This is a genomic window from Celeribacter sp. (assembly GCF_048259695.1).
Classification (GTDB): Bacteria; Pseudomonadota; Alphaproteobacteria; order Rhodobacterales; family Rhodobacteraceae; genus Celeribacter.
The window spans coordinates 1-19,709 of the sequence record NZ_JBLXHL010000006.1 but is presented as its reverse complement, the minus strand read 5'-3'; the positions used below and the strand labels follow the sequence as shown (position 1 = coordinate 19,709).

Below are 19,709 nucleotides of genomic sequence, written 5' to 3'. Positions count from 1 at the left end.
CAGCGCGCCTATCAGCCGAGATAATCCGAACGCTGCAGGCCGTATTTGGCCATTTTCTCGTTCAACGTCCGCCGCGGCAGGCACAGCTCGTCCATCACCGCCACGATCGATCCCTTGTGGCGGCGCATGGTGTTGTCGATCAACATCCGCTCGAACGCCTCGACATACTCCTTGAGCGGCTTGCCGTCCGTGGTCATGGTTTGCGCCTCGGGCGAGTCGTCCTCGGCCAACAGCAGCGAGGCAATCGATCCCGACCCGCGCCGGCTTTGCAACACGGCCCGCTCGGCCACATTGATCAGTTGACGGATATTGCCCGGCCACGGGGCCTGTAGCAACTGCGCGGCCTCCTGTGCGGCAATCTCGGGGGCGTCACAGCCGTATTCCTCTGAGAACTGCTGGCTCAACTGGGTGAACAGCGACAGGATATCCTCGCCCCGCGACCGCAGCGGCGGCGTGGTGATTTTCATCGCGGCCAGACGGAAATACAGGTCGGGCCGCAGCGCACTTTCACAGGTTCGCCCCTGCTCTTGCAGGTTACAAATCGCGATCACACGGGTTTCGGGCGGTGTGCCCTGTTCGTTGATCCACGTCAGCAAACGCGCCTGCAACCCCTCGGACAGGGCCTCGATATCCTCGATCACCAAAGTGCCGCCACGGGCCTCCTCAATGAGCGGTTGCGCCGCGCCATCGGGATCAGGGCCGAACAGACGTTTGGACAGCGCGGCTTCCTCGCGCCCCGCACACGAAAACGTCACGAATTTCTTCGAGGCCCGCGCCCCCACCGCGTGCAGCGCGTGCGCCACAAGCGTCTTGCCCGTGCCTGTTTCGCCGTCGATCAACACATGGCTGTCGGCTTGGCCCAGATCGAGGATATCCTCGCGCAGCCGCTCCATCACATCGGAGGCGCCGATGAGTTTGTTCATAATCCCCGTCCCCCCCGACAATTCACGCCGCAACGCGCGGTTATCAAGGGTCAGACGACGGGCATTCGTGGCCTTTTTGGCCAGTTCGGTCATCCGGTCGGGGTTAAACGGCTTTTCAAGGAAATCGAACGCGCCGATGCGCATCGCCTCCACCGCCATCGGCACATCGCCGTGGCCCGTGATCATAATGACGGGCAAGCCGCTATCGACGCTCATCAGTTTCTTGAGAAACTGCATCCCGTCCATCCCCGGCATCTTGATATCGGTGATCACCGCACCGGGGTAATCGGGTCCAAGCCCCTTGACCGCATCCTCGGCACTGGCAAAGGTTTCGGTGTCAAAGCCCGACAGGGCAAGCCACTGGCTGATCGACTGGCGCATGTCCTGTTCGTCATCCACGATTGCGATTTTCATTGCACTGGCCATTGGTCACTTCCTCTTCGAGGTCTTAGGTCTGGGAAACGGTGCGGATCGGGTTATTCCGCCGCGCGTATATCTGTGGTGTCCGCGTCCTCGTCCCGTCTGGACAAGGGCAGGATCATTTCGAACACCGCGCCGCCCGAGGGACGGTTGTGCGCCGTGAGACGCCCGCCAAGCTCGGTCACGATCCCCGAGGAAATCGCAAGGCCAAGCCCCACCCCGTCCCCGGGCGCCTTGGTGGTGTAAAACGGTTCGAACAGGGTATCGAGATCTTCAATCCCCGACCCGTTGTCGCGCACCGACACGGAGGCATGCGCCCCGCCCGCGACGATAATGTCGATCTGTGGGTCGGGCGCGGTTTTGCCCGCGTCAAAGGCGTTGCGTAGCAGGTTCACAAGCACCTGTTCAAGGCGCACACGGTCGCCGTCGACGATGACGGGCTCGGGCGGCAAGGTCCGCGTGATCTCCACCGCGCGTTGGCGCATCTGCGGCTCCATCATCGACAGCGCCGCATTGACACAGCCGCGCAGATCAATCGGTTCGAGATGCTCGGAGCCTTTGCGGGCGTAGGATTTCAACTGCTTGGTGATCGCCGCCATCCGCTCGATCAGGTCGTCAACACGGCCAAAGGAGGCAAGGGCCTCGTCGGGGCGCTTGCGCTGCAACAACAGCTTTGCCCCCGCCAGATAGGTTTTCATCGCCGCAAGCGGTTGGTTCAACTCATGGCTGACCGCCGCCGACATTTCCCCCAGAACCGCCAGTTTGCTTGACTGGGCGAGGGTTTGCTCGGCAACCTCAAGGTTCTTTTCCGCCCGCTCGCGTTCGGCGATCTCGCGTTGCAGCCGCGTGTTGAGCTGACGCAACTCGGCACTTTCGCGTTGGAACAGGCCCGCACGCGACACAGCGCGCCGCGATGTCAGGTAAAAGCCGAGCGACAACAGAATGGCAAAGCCCATGATCTCCAACGCGAGGAACCCGTTCACCCGCTCGCGCACCGAGGTGTAGGTGGTGAACGAGGCCATGCGCCACCCACGAAACGGGATCCGGCTTTCCAACCGCATCACGGCCTCGCCGCCCAAATAGACCTCTGGCGTGGGGTAGGTCCAATCGGACGTGGCCCGCAACGCCCGCTCGATCGCGGTGGGCGCATCACGCACCTCCAAAGCATCCGCCTCTTTGCGGGCGCGCCATTTGGGCTCCGTCGACAGGATGATATCGCCCTCGGAGTTGACCACCAACACCGCGTCCGAAATGCTTGCCCACTGGGTCTCGAATTTGGCCAGATCGACCTCGACCACGATCACCCCCGCCAGAACGCCGCCCACCTCGATACGGCGGGCATAGGTGAACTCATAGGCGCCACTTTCCAGTTTCGAGGCCTTGAACGTGGTGTCGTTGGAGCGCAACGCATCGACGAAATACGGGCTCAAACGCCCGTTGCGCCCCAGTTCCGCACGATCGGTGGCGGCCACAACGCGGCCGGATTCGTCGAGCAACAACAAGGCCGCAGCCCCGATTTCATCGACATAGGTGATCAGGTGCTGCGAGGTCGTGACATAATCGTCCGTCGACAGGGCCGAGGCCAGAACCGGATCGCGCGACAACAACAACGGCACGATGGAATTGCGTTGCAACTCGGACATCAGGTTGCCCGCATAGAGCGCCTGACGCACCTCGGCACGGTTGCGCGTCAAAATGGTATAGCGTTCGGTCAACAACAGGTTCGACACCCAGACCACCGCAATGGCCACCGCGACAAATCCCGCAATGGCAAACCGCCCCAGCCACGTCAAAGACGCATTCTGGACCTCGGCGGTGCCGTGGTGTGTTGGAAGCCCGTGATCACTCATGGCAAGAGGGTATGCACGCGGGCGCGGCAGCCGCAAGAGGGCGTGCGACACGATTGTCCCACGGCCCCGTGATCTGGCGGTTTTCCGCTTGAAATCAGTTACTCAACGCGCACGGCTTGACCGCGCCCGTCACGGCGCGAGATCCGTCGGGGACTGCGTCAGGCCGACACAACAGCGGCAAGCAGCGAGGTAAAGAAGGCTTTGCCATCCTCGTTGCCATGCGCAGGTTCGGCGGCCCGCTCGGGGTGGGGCATCATGCCAAGCACGCGACGGTTCTCCGACAGAATGCCCGCGATATCGCGGTCCGAACCGTTGGGGTTGGCCCCATAACGGAACGCCACACGGCCCTCGCCCTCAAGACGGTCAAGCGTGTCCTTGTCGGCGGTGTAATTGCCATCGTGGTGGGCAATCGGGATTTGAATGCGCTGACCCTGCGCGTAATCGGCGGTATAGGCGCTATCGGTGGTCTCGACGATCAACTCCTGGGTGTTACAGATGTATTTGACGCCCTGATTGCGCAGCAAGGCACCGGGCAAGAGCTTCGCCTCGGTCAACACCTGAAAGCCGTTACAAATCCCGAAGGCATAGCCACCGCGTTCCACATGCGCCTTGAGCGCTGTTGTGATGGGCGAGTTCGCCGCAATCGCGCCACAGCGCAAATAATCGCCGTAGGAAAATCCACCCGGAACCCCCACGATATCAAGCCCCTCGGGCAGTTGGGCATCCTTGTGCCAGACCATCGTGACATCCGCGCCCGCATTGCGCAGGGCCACGGCCATGTCGCGGTCACAGTTGGAACCGGGGAATTGCAGGACAGCAGCTTTCATGGGGCGTCTCCGATGGGTCAGCACTGACAGGTCAGCACAAGGGCAGCGGCGCGGGTGCGCCTTGGATTTGTCTTGCCGCAGGCAATAAAGCAGGTCCGGCGCGCATTCAAGCGCGGATACAGGTTGAAACGGGCCTCAGGCGCAAAAGCGGCCCCGCCTCTTGCGCCCCCCCCCTGTCGTCTCGTGCCGCCCTCCCCCCTGACCGGGATGTCCGGCTTTGGCACGGGGCAAGCACAGGTCGCTTTGGCACTTGCCAAACCCGCGCTGCGAACAGATCATTGCCCCGACCGTGATCCCTGCGCGCCCGACACGACAGATGCAGCCGAAACGTGGCACACGCGAAAATGAACATCGCCGTCGGGAGACGCCATTGAATATCCCGTCCGGTCTCCATTACTAATCACGCACCGGACCGCTGCCGCTCCGGTTGCGACCCGCCATCCCCATCCGACGCCCCAACAACACCCGACGACAAGGACGCCGCCCCATGACCGATGCGCCCCCCGCGCCGCACAGCGTAACGATTGCCCCCCTCGACACACTCGCAGGCCTCAACCTGCTCAATGCCGAGCGTGAGGAAATGTTTGACGATGTGGCCGAACTGCTCTCGGACATCTGCGAAATGCCCGTGTCCTTTGTCAGCTTTATCGGCGGCGATACCCAGTGGTTCAAGGCGGCCTGCGGGCTGACCGATCCGTCCAACACCGTCGAGGACGCGCTATGTACCCATGTTCTGACCGGTGACGGAATGGTGGAAATCCCCGATCTGCGCCTTGATCCGCGCACCAAGGGACTGGCCCCCGTGACCCACGGTGGCGCACGGTTCTATGCCGGCGTGCCGCTGCGCACCTCCGAGGGGGCCTTGATGGGAACGGTCTGTGTTATCGGCATGGCCCCCGCCCGCCTGACCCCGCTGCAACGCAAATCCCTCACCACGCTTGCCGCCCAGGTCGGCAGCCAGATTGCCCTGCGCCGCGCCGTCAAAAATGCCGAACTGTTGCGCCACGAGGTGGATCACCGCGTGAAAAACTCGCTGCAATCCGTGGCCGCCCAGATCCGCCTCAAAGCCCGCGCAAGCCACCATGACACCACCCGCGAGGCCCTCAAACAGGTCGAAACCCGCATTCAAACCGTGGCCGCCCTGCACGAGGCCATGTATCGCACCTCGGCCAGCAACCGCATCGACATGGCGGACTACGCCCGCAAACTGGTGCATATCATCGCCGCGATTGCGCCCAAAGGCGTCACCCTCACCGCCGATCTTCCCGCGCTGACGCTCACCTCGGAACAGGCCTCCGCCGTGGCGGTTATTTTCAACGAGTTTGCGACCAATTCCTTCAAACACGGTTTTCCGGACGGGCGCACAGGCGCGGTGTCTATGACGGGGAAAATGACGCCCGGGGGCGCAATCCGCCTGACCTTTAGCGACGATGGCGTGGGTTTTGACGGTGCCGCCACCGGATCGGGCCTTGGGCTGCGGGTGATCGAGGCCTCGGCGGCACAGCTTGGCGGGACATGGACCCCCGTGGCGTGCGACCGTGGCGTGGCCGCGACCCTCGACATCGCGCCCCTGTCCTGACCCGCACGCCCGCCCCCCATCGCCAAACGCCCCATCGCCCCAGAACCAAACGACAAAACGACAAAAGCCGCCCTGATGAGGAGCGGCTTTTGCAATCGTGTCGGCTTCAACCGTATCAGGCGTCGCCGCCTTAGAGAACTTCGACCGTGTAGCTTTCGATCACGGTATTGGCGAGCAGCTTGTCGCACATCTCGTTGATCGTCGCCTCCGTGGTGCCATCGGCGAGATCAAGCTCGATCACCTTGCCTTGGCGCACTTCGTTGACGCCATCGAACCCCAACGCACCAAGGGCGTGTTGCACGGCTGCGCCCTGCGGGTCCAGAACACCAGTTTTCAACATGACATGTACGCGGGCTTTCATCGGCTCAAACCTTCTTGTCTTTGGATCAGTTAATCAATGTGGGCTTGTCGCCCGTAGAAACAGGACCGTTGGTCGGCAAAACGCCAAGGCGGCGCGCCACTTCGGTGTAGGCGTCGGTGAGGTTGCCCAAATCGCGACGGAACACATCCTTGTCGAGCTTCTGCCCGCTCTCGATGTCCCACAAACGACAGCTGTCGGGCGAAATCTCGTCGGCCACGATCAGGCGCATGAAATCATTGTCCCACACACGGCCGATCTCGATTTTGAAATCGATCAGCTTGATCCCCACGCCGTACATCACACCGGACAGATAATCGTTCACCCGCAGGGCAAGTGCGACGATATCGTCCATGTCCTGTTGCGAGGCCCACCCGAAAGCGATGATATATTCCTCCGGCACCAACGGATCGCCCAGCGCGTCATCTTTGTACGAGAACTCGATGATCGGGCGCGGCAGGCGCGTGCCTTCCTCGATCCCCAGACGCTTGGACATGGATCCGGCGGCATAGTTGCGCACGATCACTTCGAGCGGCACAATCTCGCACTGGCGGCACAGTTGCTCGCGCATGTTGAGACGGCGGATAAAGTGGTTGGGAATGCCAAGGTTGGTCAACCCGTTCATAAAGAACTCGGACAGGCGGTTGTTCAGAACGCCCTTGCCCTCGATCGTTGCCCGCTTTTCCGCGTTGAACGCGGTGGCATCGTCCTTGAAATATTGAACAATGGTGCCTGGCTCGGGACCCTCATAGAGTGTCTTTGCTTTGCCTTCGTAAATCTTTTTACGGCGCGCCATGTGGGCCTCCAATGGATTGCAAGGCGCAGAATCATGGGATCGCGCCCCCGTTAGGGGTTCTTTAGGCCAAGGGGCGCACAGGAGCAAGGACAGCCGCCCCTTTTGCACGGCGAACCCGCGTGCGCCCCCCGTCCCCGCCCCGTCCGCACACGCCCCGCCCCCGTTCAAGGGCCAATTCGCGACTTGAACCTTAGCGCCCGCACGGGCATATGGTTAGGTAACACTTACTCTGAGGAGACCCAAAGATATGTCCAGTTTCGATGACCGCGAATCCGCATTTGAAAACAAATTCGCCCATGACGCCGAAATGGTGTTCAAGGCCGACGCCCGCGCCAACAAACTTCTGGGCCTTTGGGCCGCTGAAATGCTCGGGAAAACCGGCGCTGATGCCGATGCCTATGCGCTCGAAGTGATCAAAGCCGATTTCGAGGAAGCCGGCCACGATGACGTGATCCGCAAGGTCGCAGGCGATTTGGCCACGAAAGCCACCGAGGACGAAATCCGCGCCAAACGCGCCAACTGCCTCGCGATTGCCAAAACCCAACTGTTCGAAGAGCACTAAGCCCCCGAACGGGACGTCACAGCGCTGTCACGCGGCTGTAACCGGGCAGGCCCCGAACAGATGCGCCATGACATGGCTCACGACATTGCCCACGACATTGCAAGGACCCGCACCGTTTTGCGGGTCTTTTTTATGGGGCGCCGCCTACGGCCAACACAGGTGGCGTGTGGCACAGGTGGCTTGCGGGGTGATTTGCAGGGCGGCGCAGAGCCCATAGCACGCCTCAGCCCTGTCACCCCGCCCTGTCCCCTGCCCCCCCCCGCACGCAACGCCCGCCCGTAACAGCCCCGACCATCAGGTCAATTAACCCGATCTTCGCGAATGGAGGCCTATAGCTTGAGCCAACCCTTGAGCCACAGGAGCACGCTTTACGCTATGCGCCACACACATCCGGATCGCGACCTGATCACCCCGCCCGACCCCGTGTCCGCCGCCCCCTCGCGCGGCACGGATAAACCGGCGGCGGGGACGGGCGTGGTGTGGAGCGAACTGTTGCGCAAACAGCTTGTGCCATTGGCGATGGTCGTGGGGATGGGATGGTTTTTTTGGGACCATGCCGCCGCCCTCGACCTTGGCGCGATCCGGGCCTCCGCGGCCGACATCGCCCCCGTCAACTGGGCCTTGGCCGTGCTGTTTGCCGCCGTCAGCTTTTGGGCGGTGGGCCGCTATGACGCCGTGCTACACGCCCAACTCGACACCGGCATCTCGCGCACCGCCGCACGCCGCTCCGGCATCGCCGCCATCGGCCTGTCGCAATTCCTCGGCTTTGGCGCCCTCACCGGCAGTCTCATCCGGTGGCGGTTGTTGCCCGAACTGTCCCTGTGGCAATCCCTGCGCCTGTCCGGTGCGGTGGCCCTGTCGTTTCTGGCCGGTTGGGCGATGGTGGCGGCCCTTGCCGTTCTGGTCCTGCAACCGGACCTGCCATGGATGAAGACCCTCGCCACCCTCGCCATTGTGCTCGCCGCGGGCATGGCCGCCATATCGGTCTACCCCCCCGCCCCGCTTGTCCGCCTGCCATGGCCGTCCTTGCGCACGATGGCCACCGTGGTCGGGCTTGCGGGGATTGATACGGTCTTTGCGGGGGCGACCTTTTTCGTGCTGCTCCCGCCCGAGGTGGCGGTCTCCGTGGCCCAGGCCATTTCCGCCTATCTCTTTGCCCTTGGTGCGGGTCTGGTTGGTTCCACCCCCGGTGGCGTCGGCCCGTTCGAGGCCACCCTGGCCCATTTGCTGCCCGCTGTTCCGCTCGAAGTGCTGCTTGGCTCGGTCTTGGCGTTTCGCGCCGTGTATTACCTGTTGCCCGCGGCCCTCTCGGCGGTGATTGTCGCCCTCGGGCCGCGCCGCTGCAATCTGGCCACCGAGCCGCGCCTGTCGCGGACCTCGCATTCGCCCTTTCTGCCACCCGAACTGGAACGTCAGGTGTTCTTTGCCCCACGGGCCGAAGCCAACCTGTTGCGCACCCGCGACTTTTCGGTGCTGCGCGATGATACCAATGCCGCCATCGCCTTGGCCGCGCCCATCGGCCAATCGCTTGTCATGCTCTCCGATCCCCTGCCGCGCAGTGGCTGTCCCGAGGCGGCCCGCGATGTGCTGACCCGCACCGCCCGCGACCGGTTCCGGATGCCCGCCATCTACAAATGCGGACGTCGCATGGCCGCCTGCGCACGCCGCGCGGGATGGGCCGTCATCCCCACCGCCGAAGAGGCATGGATCACCCCGGGCTCTTTTACCCTCGACGGCGCAAACCGCCGCCAGTTGCGCCGCGTACTGCGCAAAGTCCAGGAGGCCGAGATTGCCACCTGCGAGGGCGGTCGCGTCCTGCCGCTCGACGACATGGACCGTGTGGCGCAGGACTGGAAAGACGCCCGTGGCGGCGAACGCGGGTTCTCCATGGGGACCTATGACCGCGACTATGTGTCGTGCCAACGGGTGTTTCTGGCCTACCGCCGCGACCGCCTTGTGGCCTTTGTCACCTTCCACGAAACCCGCGCCGAAATGACGCTCGACCTGATGCGCCAAACCGCCGACGCGCCCGACGGCACCATTCAACAGCTCATCCTCGATGCCATTGATGCCGCCAAGGCCTATGGCTGTCCGCGCGTCTCTCTGGCCGCTGTGCCATGGTCAGGCACCGACACGAACCCGCTGCTTGGCCGGTTGCGCACCAAAATGCTCGCCAAATCGGGCGCAGCGGGCCTGCGGCGGTTCAAATCCGCCTTTGGCCCCGAATGGGAGGTGCTCTATCTCGCCGCCCCCTCCCGTCTGGCGCTCAGCGTGGCCGCGATGGACATCCTGCGCCGCATCACCGCACCGCCGCGCAAACCCGCCACCAACCCGATGAAGGCAAGCCGCTTTGCCACGCATCCCGTGTGGCACGCGTTCAAACGCAAACGCCCGGGCTAACCCGCCCCCGACGCGCCCGCTTTTGGCCCCGCGTTCCCCCCCCCGCACAGACCGTATGCGGCCGGAATGTGCGGATGGTTCATAATCGTTATGACGGGAATGAATTTGCCAAATCCGCTCCCGCATGGCACATGGGCGCAATGTTTCACGGGTGTGCGCCACATGGCACGCGCCCTCGCCCAGTTCCGGAGACCCGCCCATGACCGCCGCCCAGACCCCAGATGCCCTGACCAGACTGCTTGAGACCCGCGAGTGGCTTCTGGCCGATGGCGCGACAGGGACCACCCTGTTCAACATGGGACTGGAATCGGGCGACTCACCGGAATTGTGGAACGTCGACCGCCCCGAAAACATCGCCGCCCTCTATCAGGGCGCCGTGGACGCAGGCTCCGACATCTTCCTGACCAACTCCTTTGGGGGCACCGCCGCGCGTCTTAAACTGCACAACGCCGAGGACCGCGTGTTCGAACTGAACAAGGCCGCCGCCGAAATCGGCCGCAAAGTTGCCGACGCCGCAGGCCGCCCCGTGATTGTCGCGGGCTCGATGGGACCGACAGGCGAAATCATGGAGCCGATGGGCGCGTTGAGCTATGAGGCCGCCGTCGAAATGTTTTACGAGCAGGCAAAGGGCCTCAAGGCGGGCGGCGCGGATGTCGCATGGATCGAGACAATCTCGGCCCCCGAGGAATACACCGCCGCCGCCGAAGGCGCCGCCAAAGCAGGTCTGGCCTGGGTCGGGACCATGTCGTTCGACACCGCAGGGCGCACCATGATGGGCGTCACCTCGGCGCAACTGGCCGATATGGTCGAAAAACTGCCCACCCCGCCCGTGGCCTACGGCGCCAACTGTGGCACGGGGTCCTCCGACCTGATGCGCACCGTGTTGGGCTTTGCCGCCCAAGGGAACGAACGTCCGTTCATTGCCAAGGGCAACGCGGGCATCCCGCGCTATATGGACGGCCACATCCACTATGATGGCACCCCCGAACTGATGGCCGATTACGCGTGCATGGCGCGTGACGCCGGCGCACGGATCATTGGCGGCTGCTGTGGCACCACGCCCGAGCATCTGGTCGCGATGAAGGCCGCGTTGGAAACCCGTCCACGCGGCGAGCGTCCCACCCTCGAGCAGATCGTCGAAACACTCGGCGCATTTTCATCGGCCTCCGACGGCACCGACGACAAGGGGCCAAGCGCCCGCGAACGCACAGGGCGCCGCGGGCGCCGCAGCTGACTGATTGATGTGGCGGGGCTGACCCGCCACATTCCCTCCTGACGACACCGCCAAGCGGGCGAAAAAGGATACGCACATGTCTGATGACAACGACGATCTGGTCCTCTCCAACCTCAACGATACCGATCTGTGCGAACAGATGATGGACGATCTCTATGACGGTCTCAAAGACGAGATCGAAGAGGCCGTGCGCATCCTGCTGGACCGCAAATGGACCCCCTACGACATCCTCACCAAATCCCTCGTCGCGGGGATGCAGATCGTGGGCGACGATTTCCGCGACGGGATTTTGTTCGTCCCCGAGGTGCTCAAAGCCGCGCAGGCGATGAAGGGCGGCATGTTCATTCTCAAACCGCTGCTTGTCGAAACAGGTGCGCCCAAGATGGGCAAAATGGTCATTGGCACCGTCAAAGGCGACATTCACGACATCGGCAAGAACCTTGTCGCGATGATGATGGAGGGCGCGGGCTTTGAAATCATCGACCTTGGCATCAACACCGAAGCCGCCGAATACATCGGCACGGCCGAGGCCGAAGGCGCGGATATCATCGGCATGTCCGCCCTGTTGACCACCACCATGCCCTATATGAAAACCGTGATCGAGAGCCTGAAATCCCAAGGGCTGCGCGACAAATACATCGTGCTATGCGGCGGTGCGCCCCTGAACGAAGAGTTCGGCAAGGCCATCGGTGCGGACGCCTATTGCGACGACGCGGCGATTGCGGTGGAAACGGCAAAACGCCTGATCGCGGCCCGCCAACCGAACGCCTGAGCGCCGTGACCCCGCCCGATGACATCAGTGACGAGGCCCTGCGCGAGCGGGGCCTTGCGCAGTTTGGCGCCGGGAAAACCCTTGTCATCGCCTGCGGGGCTTTGGCGCGTGAGGTGCTCGCCCTGATCGAGGCCAACGGCCTGTCGCATCTCACGCTGACCTGCCTGCCCGCGATCCTGCACAACACGCCCGATAAAATCACCCCCGCCGTCGAGGCCGCAATCCGCGAACACCGCGCCGCCTATGACCATATCCTTGTGGCTTACGGCGATTGCGGCACGGGCGGGCAATTGCTTGATTTATGTAACACATACGGCGCACAGATGATCGATGCCCCGCATTGTTATGCGTTTTTTGACGGGTCTGCCGTCTTTGCCGAACGCGGCGAAGTCACCAGTTTCTATCTCACCGACTTTCTTGCCCGCCAATTCGACGCCTTTGTATGGCGGCCATTGGGCCTTGATCGCTATCCCGATCTGTTGGAGATGTATTTCGGCAATTACGAAAAACTGGTCTATCTGGCCCAGACCGAAGATCCCGACCTGACCGCAACGGCGCAAACCTGTGCCGACCGCCTTGGCCTCGTGTTCGAGCGGCGCTTTACCGGTTATGGCGATCTGGACCGCTTCCTCGCGCCATAACCCGCGCTTTGCTTGTCGTCGGGCTTACCCCGCCGCGCGGGCCGCCGTGTCCTGAATGCGCTCGACCATCGCCCGCAATCCGTTGGAGCGCTGCGCCGAGAGGTGCTCGTTCAACCCCAAGCGACCCAATTCGGCCACCGCGTTCACATCACGCACCTCGGCCACGCTCAGACCCGCATACAACTCATGCAACACCGCAATCAGCCCCTGTACGATCATCGCGTCCGACGCGCCCTCGAATGCGAACCTGCCACCCTCGACCGTCGGCACGATCCAGACCTGCGACGCACAGCCCTCCACCTTGGTCGCGGGCACCTTTAGCCCCTCGTCCATCGGCGCAAACGCTTTGCCCATGTCGATCACATGGCGATAGCGGTCTTCCCAATCATCCAGAAATTCAAACGTCTCTACGAGATCTTCGAAACGGGCATTGGCCATCGTCGCTCATCCTTTTCACTTTAGCGCAGTCGTGCTTCCCTTGGACATAATCCGCCACGGATCAGACGTCCAGACACCGCTCGCAACACACCGCCCCCTTGCGCCCCCTTTTCAAGCCGCGTCACATCCGTTACGCATTTGCCAACGACTGAATTGAGGGCAAGGGGAATTTCCGATGCGGCGTCAGGTATTACTTTCTGGACTTGTTGTGCTTGGCCTGTCGGGCTGCGCCACGATGAGCACATCAAAACTCAACCCTCTCAACTGGTTCGGCAAATCCGAAGCGGTCACCACATCCGTCGACGGCCAATCCGTGACGGTGCTCAAATCGCTCGCCCCGCGCAAGGGCTTCCCCGACTTTGTCGACACCCGCCCCCTGATCCCCGCCATCGCGGATATGTCCATCGCCCGCTCGACCACAGGCGCGATTGTCACCGCCACCGGCCTTGTCCCCGCGCTTGGCTATTATGACGCGCAACTGGTGCCGGTCCCGTCCGAGGCCGCAGGCACGCTGACCTATGATTTCCGCGTGCGTGCGCCGCAAACCTCACCGGGTCTGGGTACCGCGCAACAGCGCCGCATCACCGCGGCCTATTCGCTGACCTTCCCCGAGCTTGAGGGCGTCAAACGCATCGTCGTGCGTGGCGCAAACGGATCGCGTCAAATACGGCGCTGAGCGCTTTACATCCCCGCGCGGCTTGGCCAGTGTGACCCTCTGACGCCTTCAAAGGACACGACACATGGCCACGACACACCCGCACCCGGACGCCCGTAACATCATCATCGACACCGACCCCGGACAGGACGACGCCGTGGCCATCCTTCTGGCGCTGTCCTCGCCCGAGGTGCATGTGCTTGGCATCACCACCGTGGCCGGAAACGTGCCGATTGCGCGTACCACCGAAAACGCGCTCAAGGTCTGCGAAGTGGCGGGACGTCCAGATGTCAAAGTATTCGCAGGCTGCGACCGCCCGCTGGCCCACACGCTTGTCACCGCCGAACATGTCCACGGCAAAACCGGCCTCGACGGCATTGAGCTGCCCGCCCCCACGATGGCGCTGCACCCGCAACACGGCGTCGAGTTCATCATCGACACCCTGCGCACACAGCCCGCAGGTACGGTAACGCTCTGTCCGCTCGGGCCACTCACAAACATCGCCACCGCATTCACAAAGGCGCCCGACATCATCGCGCGCGTTCAGGAAATCGTGCTGATGGGCGGGGCCTATTTCGAAGTCGGAAACATCACGCCCGCCGCCGAATTCAACATCTACGTCGACCCAGAAGCCGCTGATATCGTGTTTAAATCCGGCGTCAAACTCACCGTCATGCCGCTTGACGTCACCCATAAAGTGCTTGTAACCAAACCGCGCCTCGAGGCCTTTGCCGCCTTTGGCAACCACGTGGGCGATGTGGTCGCCGGATGGCTCGATTTCTTTGAACGCTTCGACATCGAAAAATACGGCTCGGCGGGTGGTCCGCTGCATGATCCGACCGTGATTGCCTATCTCGTCGCGCCCGAAATCTTCTCCGGCCGTTTCATCAACGTCGAGATCGAGACGGGCTCGGAGCTGACACGCGGCATGACCGTGGCCGATTGGTGGGGCGTCACCGACCGTGCGCCCAACGCCACATTCATGAGCGAAGTGGATGCCGATGCGTTTTTCGCCCTGCTGACGGCACGGCTCGCCACGCTGTAACCCACGGCTACGCGACCTCTTTACGCATCTCAAAGGCGGGCTAAGTAAGATCACATGACCCAATTCGACAACAGCTACGCCCGCCTGCCCGACCGCTTTTTCGCGCACATCGACCCCGATCCCGTAGACGCGCCCGAGATGATCCTGTTCAACGATGCGCTCGCCGACAGCCTCGGCGTGACCGAACGCGACGCGGCGGTGTTTGCGGGCAATGTGATCCCCGAGGGTGCCGCGCCACTGGCACAGGTCTACGCCGCGCACCAGTTCGGCGGATGGGTGCCGCGTTTGGGCGATGGCCGTGCGATCCTGCTGGGCGAGGTCGTCACCGAAACGGGCCGGTTCGACATCCAGCTCAAAGGCGCGGGCCGCACGCCCTATTCGCGCAACGGCGACGGGCGGGCATGGCTCGGGCCGGTGTTGCGCGAATACATTGTCTCCGAATTTATGGCCGCGTGCGGCGTGCCGACCACCCGCGCCTTGGCCGCTGTGGCCACGGGCGAACGGGTCCAACGCGAACGCGCCTACCCGGGCGGGGTGCTGACCCGCGTCGCCGCCTCGCATATCCGCGTTGGCACATTCCAATATTTCACCGCCCAAGAGGACGCCGAGGCCGTGCGGCTTTTGGCCGGACACGTCCGCGACCGCCACTACCCGCAGGCCCGCACCATGTTGGATCTCTACCGCGAGATCGTCGCCGCTCAGGCGCTTTTGGTTGCGCGGTGGATGGGGCTGGGATTTGTGCATGGCGTGATGAACACCGACAATACAAGCATCGCGGGCGAGACGATTGATTACGGCCCCTGCGCCTTTATCGACGCCTATGCCCCGAACGCATGCTACTCCTCCATCGACCGGAACGGCCGCTATGCCTTTGACCAACAGGCCAGTATCGCGGGATGGAATCTGGCCCAACTCGGCACCTGTTTCGTGGGCATGATCACCGAGGAAACAGGGTCGCAAGACGCCGCAATCGAGGCCCTCACCGAGGTGCTCAACGGCTTTCCCGCGCTCTATCAATCGGCATGGCGCGATGTCTTTGCCGCCAAGCTCGGGATCGTCACACCCCGCGATGGCGACGAGGATCTGGCGCAGGACCTGCTGACCATGATGGCCGCGCAATACGCCGATTTCACCAATGTATTCGCGCGGTTGGGCACCGAAACGGCCCGCGACGAGTTCACCGACCGCCCCGCCTTTGACGCATGGGCCGCACGGTGGCACGCACGGCGCGACCGTGGTGCCGAGGGGGCCGACCTGATGGCGCGGGCCAACCCACAGGTGATCCCGCGCACCCACCGTCTGGAGGCGGCGATTGTGGCGGCGACCGAGGGCGATTTCACCAAAGCACAGCGACTGGCGCGTGTCCTGTCCGCGCCCTTTGCCGTCGCGGACACCGACCGTGACCTGATGGCCCCGCCCAGCCGCGACGAGATCGTGCCGGCAACCTTTTGCGGGACTTAAGCGCTATTTAGAGCGGTATTTGGAAAACAGGCGGCGGTTGCGGTCGACAAATTCACCGATCCAACCGGCGAGAAACACCGAGCGCTCGTACCACAGGTACAGCACGCCGGCGCCCGCGCCGATCACCCCGCCGACCGCATCCACCATCAGATCGGCCATGGTGTCGTCGATGCCGGATTTTTGCATATTGGTGCCAACAAACTGATCCATGAGATACTCGAATATCTCCCACAGCCCGCCGATGGACATGGCAAAGCAAAAGGCAAACAGCCCGATGGCCAAAGGCGGTGCGGCGAACCTGTCGCCCTGAAACAGCATGAACATCGCCACAAACCCGATCAGGCCGAACCCGATGGCCGACCCGCCATGAAGCACCACATCCCACCACCAGTAGCGCTCGTAAAAATCACCCACCTCGCCCAGAAACAGCGTGGCAAAGATGAACAGGATGATCATCCCCATAAAGCTGCGCGGGACGTAGATGTGGTACCGGCGGGCAAAGAAGATCGGCGCGAGTGTCAGCGCCAAGGTGCCAAGCGCCACAAAGGACGCCGAATACCGCGCGGTCCAGAGCCCCGCGACAAACTCGCCCAACAACAGCACCCAGATCGCCCATGTCGGACGCGGCACGGATTTGAGCACGGAATGGAATGTGGCACGCGATACAATCAAAAGGGACAGCTTTCTGTGGGCGGTTTTCTCTGGACGGCCTTCGGGAGGGTATGAGGGGTCATATGGTCACAAAGGGGCTGTAATGCAACGCGCCCGCCCTTATGTTAACACCATGAGACCCAAAACCCAAACCGGCGCGATGCGCCTTGCCTCCTATAACCTGCGCAAATGTCGCGGGACGGATGGCGCGCGGGCACCGGCGCGGATTCTGGACGTGATCAACGGGATCGAGGCCGATGTGGTCGCCCTGCAAGAGGCCGATATGCGCCTTGGCGCACGCCCCGCCGCCCTGCCCGCGCGGCTGATCGAGACGCATACCGATTTCACCGCCCTGCCCGTGGCCACCTCGCCCGTCTCGCTCGGGTGGCACGGCAATGCGATCCTCGTGCGCAAAGGGGCGGCCGTAACCGCCACCCACCGCATTGACCTGCCGGGGTTGGAGCCGCGCGGTGCCGTTGCCGTCGACCTTGCGGGCCTGCGCATTGTCGGGGTCCACCTTGGCCTCCTGCGTGCCTCGCGCCAAAAGCAACTGCACGCCATTCGCGCCCGTCTGGCCACGCTTGACGACCGTCCCACGGTGATCATGGGCGATTACAACGAATGGTCGCCCACCCACGGGCTTGACCCCCTGCGCGATGCCTTTGACATCGTGGCCCCCGGACGCTCGTTTCACGCCGCCCGCCCCATGGCCGCCCTTGACCGCATCGCGGTGCCGCACGCGCTCACCTTGTACGACGCGGGCGTGGTGGAAACCGCCCTGTCACGCCGCGCCTCGGACCACTTGCCGATCTGGGCCGACCTGACAGGGGTACAGGCCTAATACCCACGGAGACGGCCACGCGGCACGGTGAGGCGGCGCGGTGAGGCAGTCCACCGGCCAAGCCCCTGATTGTGTTTGGCCCTGCACGGATCTCTGTTAGACACAGGCAACCCCATCGCAAAAGGCCTGCCCATGACCCTCCTTCAAATCGCCTCCTTGCTCATCGTTCTGGCGGGGGCCTTCGGGGCCATCAACTACCTGTTTTTGAAACTGCCCTCCGCAATCGGCATCCTGATCGTGTCGCTCATCGCCTCTTTGGCCATCATCGGTCTGGACGCCATCTGGCCCGCCATGAGCGTCGAGGAAACCATCCGCGCACAGGTCACGGCGATTGATTTCTCGGACGCGCTGCTTGAGGGCATGTTGGGGCTGCTGCTGTTTGCCGGTGCGCTGCATGTCAAGATCTCCGACCTGCGCGGCGAATGGCGGGTGGTGTTCTTGATGGCCACGCTTGGCGTGGCGCTGTCCACCACCATCGTCGGCGTAGGCTTTTCATGGCTCACGGGCATGCCGCTGCTGATCGCGCTCACATTCGGGGCGCTGATTTCCCCGACCGATCCCGTGGCCGTTCTGGGCGTGCTGCGCGGGGCCGCGTTGCGCAAATCCCTTGAAACCAAAATCGCGGGCGAGAGCCTGTTCAATGACGGCGTCGGCTATGTCGTGTTTCTGGTCCTGTCGGGTCTGGCCTTTTCCGCCACGGGCGGCGCGGATGGCCACGGCGACGCGCACGCCACAAGCGAGGCCAGTCCCCTCGCCGCCGCCGCACAGCTGTTTTTCCAGGAGGCCGTGGGCGGCGCGGTGCTTGGCCTCGTGCTCGGGTGGCTGACCTTTCGCCTGATGAGGCGCATTGACGATTATTCCCTCGAAGTGCTGCTGACCCTCGGCCTTGCCTTTGGCGGCTACGAACTGGCCGTGGCGCTGCATGTCTCCGCCCCGATCATGGCGGTGGTGGCGGGGCTGCTCATCGGCGATGTCGGCACCAAATTCGGCATGTCCGAACAAACCCGCCACTACGTCGACGCCTTTTGGAAAATGATCGACGAAATCCTCAACGCCGTGCTGTTCCTGATGATCGGGTTCGAGGTCTTCGCCGTCACCTTTGACCTGCAGGCCGTCCTTGCGGGCCTCATGGCCGTCGTCCTGGCGCTCGTCGCGCGGTTCTTTGCCGTGGCGGTGCCGGTGATGCTGCTCAAACCGTTTCGCACCTTCTCCAAAGGCGTGATCCCGATCATGACATGGGGCGGGCTAAAGGGCGGGATTTCCGTGGCCCTTGCCCTATCGCTTCCCGATGGCGAATGGAAATCGCTGATCCTGACCGCCACCTATATCGTCGTGGTGTTTTCAATCATCGTACAGGGGCTGACCGTGGCCCCCTTGGCCACCCGTCTGGGCCGTGAACCGGAGTTGGATGTATGACGCAGTTTCTCACCTATGATGTCTTTACCGACACGCCGTTCGGCGGCAATCCACTGGCCGTGATCCCGCAGGCCGCCGCCCTGCCCGAGGCGCAGTTGCAACAGATCGCCCGCGAATTCAATTACTCGGAAACGGTGTTTATCCTGCCCCCCCGCGACCCCGCCAATACCGCGCGGTTGCGGATTTTCACCCCGACAATGGAAGTCCCCTTTGCCGGTCACCCGACCATTGGCGCGGCGGTGGCGCTATCGGAGGCGGGCCACGGCCCCGCGCTACGGCTGGAACTTGATGTCGGGCTGATCATGGCCCAAGCGGCGGATGGCCATGCCACCTTTACCGCCACGCAAGCCCTTGATATCTTTGCCCGTCCCGAGGCGGACCTCGTGGCCCGCACGCTTGGCCTCGCCCCGTCCGACCTCAAAGGTGCGCCGGTCATGGCCGGCATGGGGCTGACCTTTACCTTCTCCGAATTGGCCAGCCGCGCGGCGCTTGCGCGGGCCTGCGTCGACATCGCCGCGATGCGTGAGGGACACGCCCGTTATCCCATGGGGCTCGATTTTGCCCAAGCGCCCTATTGGCGCGACGGCGACACCGTACATATGCGCATGTTCGCCCCGCTCGACAACATCCCCGAAGACCCCGCCACGGGATCGGCCGCGGCCGCCTTGGGGCGCCTTTTGTGCGCCGAGGCCAACGCACCGCTCTCGCTCACGATCCACCAGGGCGACGACATGGGGCGCCCGTCCCGCATTGCCGTGACTGTGGACAGCGCCGGTGTGACCATCGGGGGCCACGCGCGGCGGATGATGGAGGGGCGGTTGGGGTTCTAACGCCCGCCCC

Annotated in this window: 19 protein-coding genes; 12 read left to right on the top strand and 7 right to left on the bottom strand. The window is 63.3% G+C overall.

The annotated features are described in order from the left end of the window. Positions 1–11: 11 nt before the first annotated feature. The 3 genes from ACN0Q0_RS12080 to purQ all read right to left on the bottom strand — a co-directional run bounded on the left by ACN0Q0_RS12080 (position 12) and on the right by purQ (position 4,020). Positions 12–1,349, bottom strand: coding sequence for a sigma-54-dependent transcriptional regulator (locus ACN0Q0_RS12080; RefSeq protein WP_417243653.1), 1,338 nt, complete (start codon positions 1,347–1,349; stop codon positions 12–14). A gap of 50 nt (positions 1,350–1,399) precedes the next feature. Continuing rightward, a complete protein-coding gene (locus ACN0Q0_RS12075) occupies positions 1,400–3,193 on the bottom strand; it encodes a sensor histidine kinase (protein ID WP_417243652.1) in 1,794 nt (597 codons plus the stop codon). A 158-nt stretch (positions 3,194–3,351) separates the two neighbouring features. After that, entirely contained in the window at positions 3,352–4,020 is a 669-nt protein-coding gene (gene purQ, locus ACN0Q0_RS12070; RefSeq protein ID WP_417243651.1) for a phosphoribosylformylglycinamidine synthase subunit PurQ, read from the bottom strand. A 487-nt stretch (positions 4,021–4,507) separates the two neighbouring features. Between purQ and ACN0Q0_RS12065 the strand changes: the two genes are divergently transcribed. Continuing rightward, positions 4,508–5,599 (top strand): histidine kinase dimerization/phosphoacceptor domain -containing protein, encoded by a 1,092-nt coding sequence (locus tag ACN0Q0_RS12065; protein ID WP_417243650.1) that lies wholly within the window; start codon positions 4,508–4,510, stop codon positions 5,597–5,599. Positions 5,600–5,729: 130 nt separating this feature from the next. Here the strand turns inward: ACN0Q0_RS12065 and purS are convergent, their stop codons facing one another. Both purS and purC read right to left on the bottom strand, forming a co-directional pair. Beyond that, complete coding sequence (purS, locus tag ACN0Q0_RS12060) at positions 5,730–5,960, bottom strand: phosphoribosylformylglycinamidine synthase subunit PurS (RefSeq protein WP_417243649.1); 231 nt, start codon at positions 5,958–5,960, stop codon at positions 5,730–5,732. 25 nt (positions 5,961–5,985) lie between these two features. Then, positions 5,986–6,753, bottom strand: coding sequence for a phosphoribosylaminoimidazolesuccinocarboxamide synthase (gene purC, locus ACN0Q0_RS12055; RefSeq protein ID WP_417243648.1), 768 nt, complete (start codon positions 6,751–6,753; stop codon positions 5,986–5,988). A 247-nt stretch (positions 6,754–7,000) separates the two neighbouring features. Between purC and ACN0Q0_RS12050 the strand changes: the two genes are divergently transcribed. The 5 genes from ACN0Q0_RS12050 to ACN0Q0_RS12030 all read left to right on the top strand — a co-directional run bounded on the left by ACN0Q0_RS12050 (position 7,001) and on the right by ACN0Q0_RS12030 (position 12,362). Continuing rightward, positions 7,001–7,315, top strand: a complete 315-nt coding sequence (locus tag ACN0Q0_RS12050; RefSeq protein WP_417243647.1) for a DUF1476 domain-containing protein — start codon at positions 7,001–7,003, stop codon at positions 7,313–7,315. Positions 7,316–7,690: 375 nt separating this feature from the next. Continuing rightward, positions 7,691–9,715 (top strand): phosphatidylglycerol lysyltransferase domain-containing protein, encoded by a 2,025-nt coding sequence (locus tag ACN0Q0_RS12045; protein ID WP_417243646.1) that lies wholly within the window; start codon positions 7,691–7,693, stop codon positions 9,713–9,715. Between the two features lie 199 nt (positions 9,716–9,914). Then, on the top strand, positions 9,915–10,949 hold the full coding sequence (bmt, locus tag ACN0Q0_RS12040) for a betaine--homocysteine S-methyltransferase (RefSeq protein ID WP_417243645.1): 1,035 nt from the start codon (positions 9,915–9,917) through the stop codon (positions 10,947–10,949). A 76-nt stretch (positions 10,950–11,025) separates the two neighbouring features. Further along, positions 11,026–11,721: a corrinoid protein gene (locus ACN0Q0_RS12035; protein ID WP_417243644.1), complete on the top strand. Its 696-nt coding sequence runs from the start codon at positions 11,026–11,028 to the stop codon at positions 11,719–11,721. Between the two features lie 5 nt (positions 11,722–11,726). Continuing rightward, entirely contained in the window at positions 11,727–12,362 is a 636-nt protein-coding gene (locus ACN0Q0_RS12030; RefSeq protein ID WP_417243643.1) for a DUF1638 domain-containing protein, read from the top strand. A 24-nt stretch (positions 12,363–12,386) separates the two neighbouring features. Here the strand turns inward: ACN0Q0_RS12030 and ACN0Q0_RS12025 are convergent, their stop codons facing one another. Continuing rightward, positions 12,387–12,800: a SufE family protein gene (locus ACN0Q0_RS12025; RefSeq protein WP_417243642.1), complete on the bottom strand. Its 414-nt coding sequence runs from the start codon at positions 12,798–12,800 to the stop codon at positions 12,387–12,389. A 175-nt stretch (positions 12,801–12,975) separates the two neighbouring features. Here ACN0Q0_RS12025 and ACN0Q0_RS12020 point away from each other — a divergent pair, with 175 nt between their 5' ends. From ACN0Q0_RS12020 to ACN0Q0_RS12010, 3 genes are all read left to right on the top strand, one after another. Next, complete coding sequence (locus tag ACN0Q0_RS12020; RefSeq protein WP_417243641.1) at positions 12,976–13,476, top strand: hypothetical protein; 501 nt, start codon at positions 12,976–12,978, stop codon at positions 13,474–13,476. Between the two features lie 64 nt (positions 13,477–13,540). After that, on the top strand, positions 13,541–14,500 hold the full coding sequence (locus ACN0Q0_RS12015) for a nucleoside hydrolase (RefSeq protein ID WP_417243640.1): 960 nt from the start codon (positions 13,541–13,543) through the stop codon (positions 14,498–14,500). Positions 14,501–14,554: 54 nt separating this feature from the next. Next, on the top strand, positions 14,555–15,961 hold the full coding sequence (locus ACN0Q0_RS12010) for a protein adenylyltransferase SelO (RefSeq protein ID WP_417243639.1): 1,407 nt from the start codon (positions 14,555–14,557) through the stop codon (positions 15,959–15,961). A 3-nt stretch (positions 15,962–15,964) separates the two neighbouring features. On the opposite strand, the gene ACN0Q0_RS12005 is transcribed toward ACN0Q0_RS12010, so the two are convergent. Further along, the gene (locus ACN0Q0_RS12005) at positions 15,965–16,633 is read right to left on the bottom strand and encodes a hypothetical protein (protein ID WP_417243638.1); all 669 of its coding nucleotides are present in this window, start codon (positions 16,631–16,633) and stop codon (positions 15,965–15,967) included. Between the two features lie 112 nt (positions 16,634–16,745). On the opposite strand from ACN0Q0_RS12005, the gene ACN0Q0_RS12000 reads away from it, so the two are divergent. The 3 genes from ACN0Q0_RS12000 (at position 16,746) to ACN0Q0_RS11990 (ending at position 19,699) form a co-directional block, all read left to right on the top strand. Next, positions 16,746–17,453 carry an endonuclease/exonuclease/phosphatase family protein gene (locus ACN0Q0_RS12000; protein WP_417243637.1) on the top strand — a complete coding sequence of 236 codons (708 nt, stop codon included), beginning with the start codon at positions 16,746–16,748 and terminating at the stop codon, positions 17,451–17,453. A gap of 132 nt (positions 17,454–17,585) precedes the next feature. Next, complete coding sequence (locus tag ACN0Q0_RS11995; protein WP_417243636.1) at positions 17,586–18,869, top strand: cation:proton antiporter; 1,284 nt, start codon at positions 17,586–17,588, stop codon at positions 18,867–18,869. Further along, complete coding sequence (locus ACN0Q0_RS11990) at positions 18,866–19,699, top strand: PhzF family phenazine biosynthesis protein (protein ID WP_417243635.1); 834 nt, start codon at positions 18,866–18,868, stop codon at positions 19,697–19,699. Before ACN0Q0_RS11995 ends, ACN0Q0_RS11990 begins: the two co-directional genes overlap by 4 nt. Positions 19,700–19,709 lie beyond the last annotated feature (10 nt).

Coding starts and splice junctions, on each gene's coding strand:
- ACN0Q0_RS12015 (WP_417243640.1), top strand. CDS start 13,541: ATGGCCACGACACACCCGCACCCGGACGCCCGTAACATCATCATCGAC.
- purQ (WP_417243651.1), bottom strand. CDS start 4,020: ATGAAAGCTGCTGTCCTGCAATTCCCCGGTTCCAACTGTGACCGCGAC.
- ACN0Q0_RS12050 (WP_417243647.1), top strand. CDS start 7,001: ATGTCCAGTTTCGATGACCGCGAATCCGCATTTGAAAACAAATTCGCC.
- ACN0Q0_RS12075 (WP_417243652.1), bottom strand. CDS start 3,193: ATGAGTGATCACGGGCTTCCAACACACCACGGCACCGCCGAGGTCCAG.
- ACN0Q0_RS12065 (WP_417243650.1), top strand. CDS start 4,508: ATGACCGATGCGCCCCCCGCGCCGCACAGCGTAACGATTGCCCCCCTC.
- ACN0Q0_RS12020 (WP_417243641.1), top strand. CDS start 12,976: ATGCGGCGTCAGGTATTACTTTCTGGACTTGTTGTGCTTGGCCTGTCG.
- ACN0Q0_RS12000 (WP_417243637.1), top strand. CDS start 16,746: ATGAGACCCAAAACCCAAACCGGCGCGATGCGCCTTGCCTCCTATAAC.
- ACN0Q0_RS12080 (WP_417243653.1), bottom strand. CDS start 1,349: ATGGCCAGTGCAATGAAAATCGCAATCGTGGATGACGAACAGGACATG.
- purC (WP_417243648.1), bottom strand. CDS start 6,753: ATGGCGCGCCGTAAAAAGATTTACGAAGGCAAAGCAAAGACACTCTAT.
- ACN0Q0_RS12025 (WP_417243642.1), bottom strand. CDS start 12,800: ATGGCCAATGCCCGTTTCGAAGATCTCGTAGAGACGTTTGAATTTCTG.
- ACN0Q0_RS11995 (WP_417243636.1), top strand. CDS start 17,586: ATGACCCTCCTTCAAATCGCCTCCTTGCTCATCGTTCTGGCGGGGGCC.
- purS (WP_417243649.1), bottom strand. CDS start 5,960: ATGAAAGCCCGCGTACATGTCATGTTGAAAACTGGTGTTCTGGACCCG.
- ACN0Q0_RS12035 (WP_417243644.1), top strand. CDS start 11,026: ATGTCTGATGACAACGACGATCTGGTCCTCTCCAACCTCAACGATACC.
- ACN0Q0_RS11990 (WP_417243635.1), top strand. CDS start 18,866: ATGACGCAGTTTCTCACCTATGATGTCTTTACCGACACGCCGTTCGGC.
- bmt (WP_417243645.1), top strand. CDS start 9,915: ATGACCGCCGCCCAGACCCCAGATGCCCTGACCAGACTGCTTGAGACC.
- ACN0Q0_RS12045 (WP_417243646.1), top strand. CDS start 7,691: ATGCGCCACACACATCCGGATCGCGACCTGATCACCCCGCCCGACCCC.
- ACN0Q0_RS12010 (WP_417243639.1), top strand. CDS start 14,555: ATGACCCAATTCGACAACAGCTACGCCCGCCTGCCCGACCGCTTTTTC.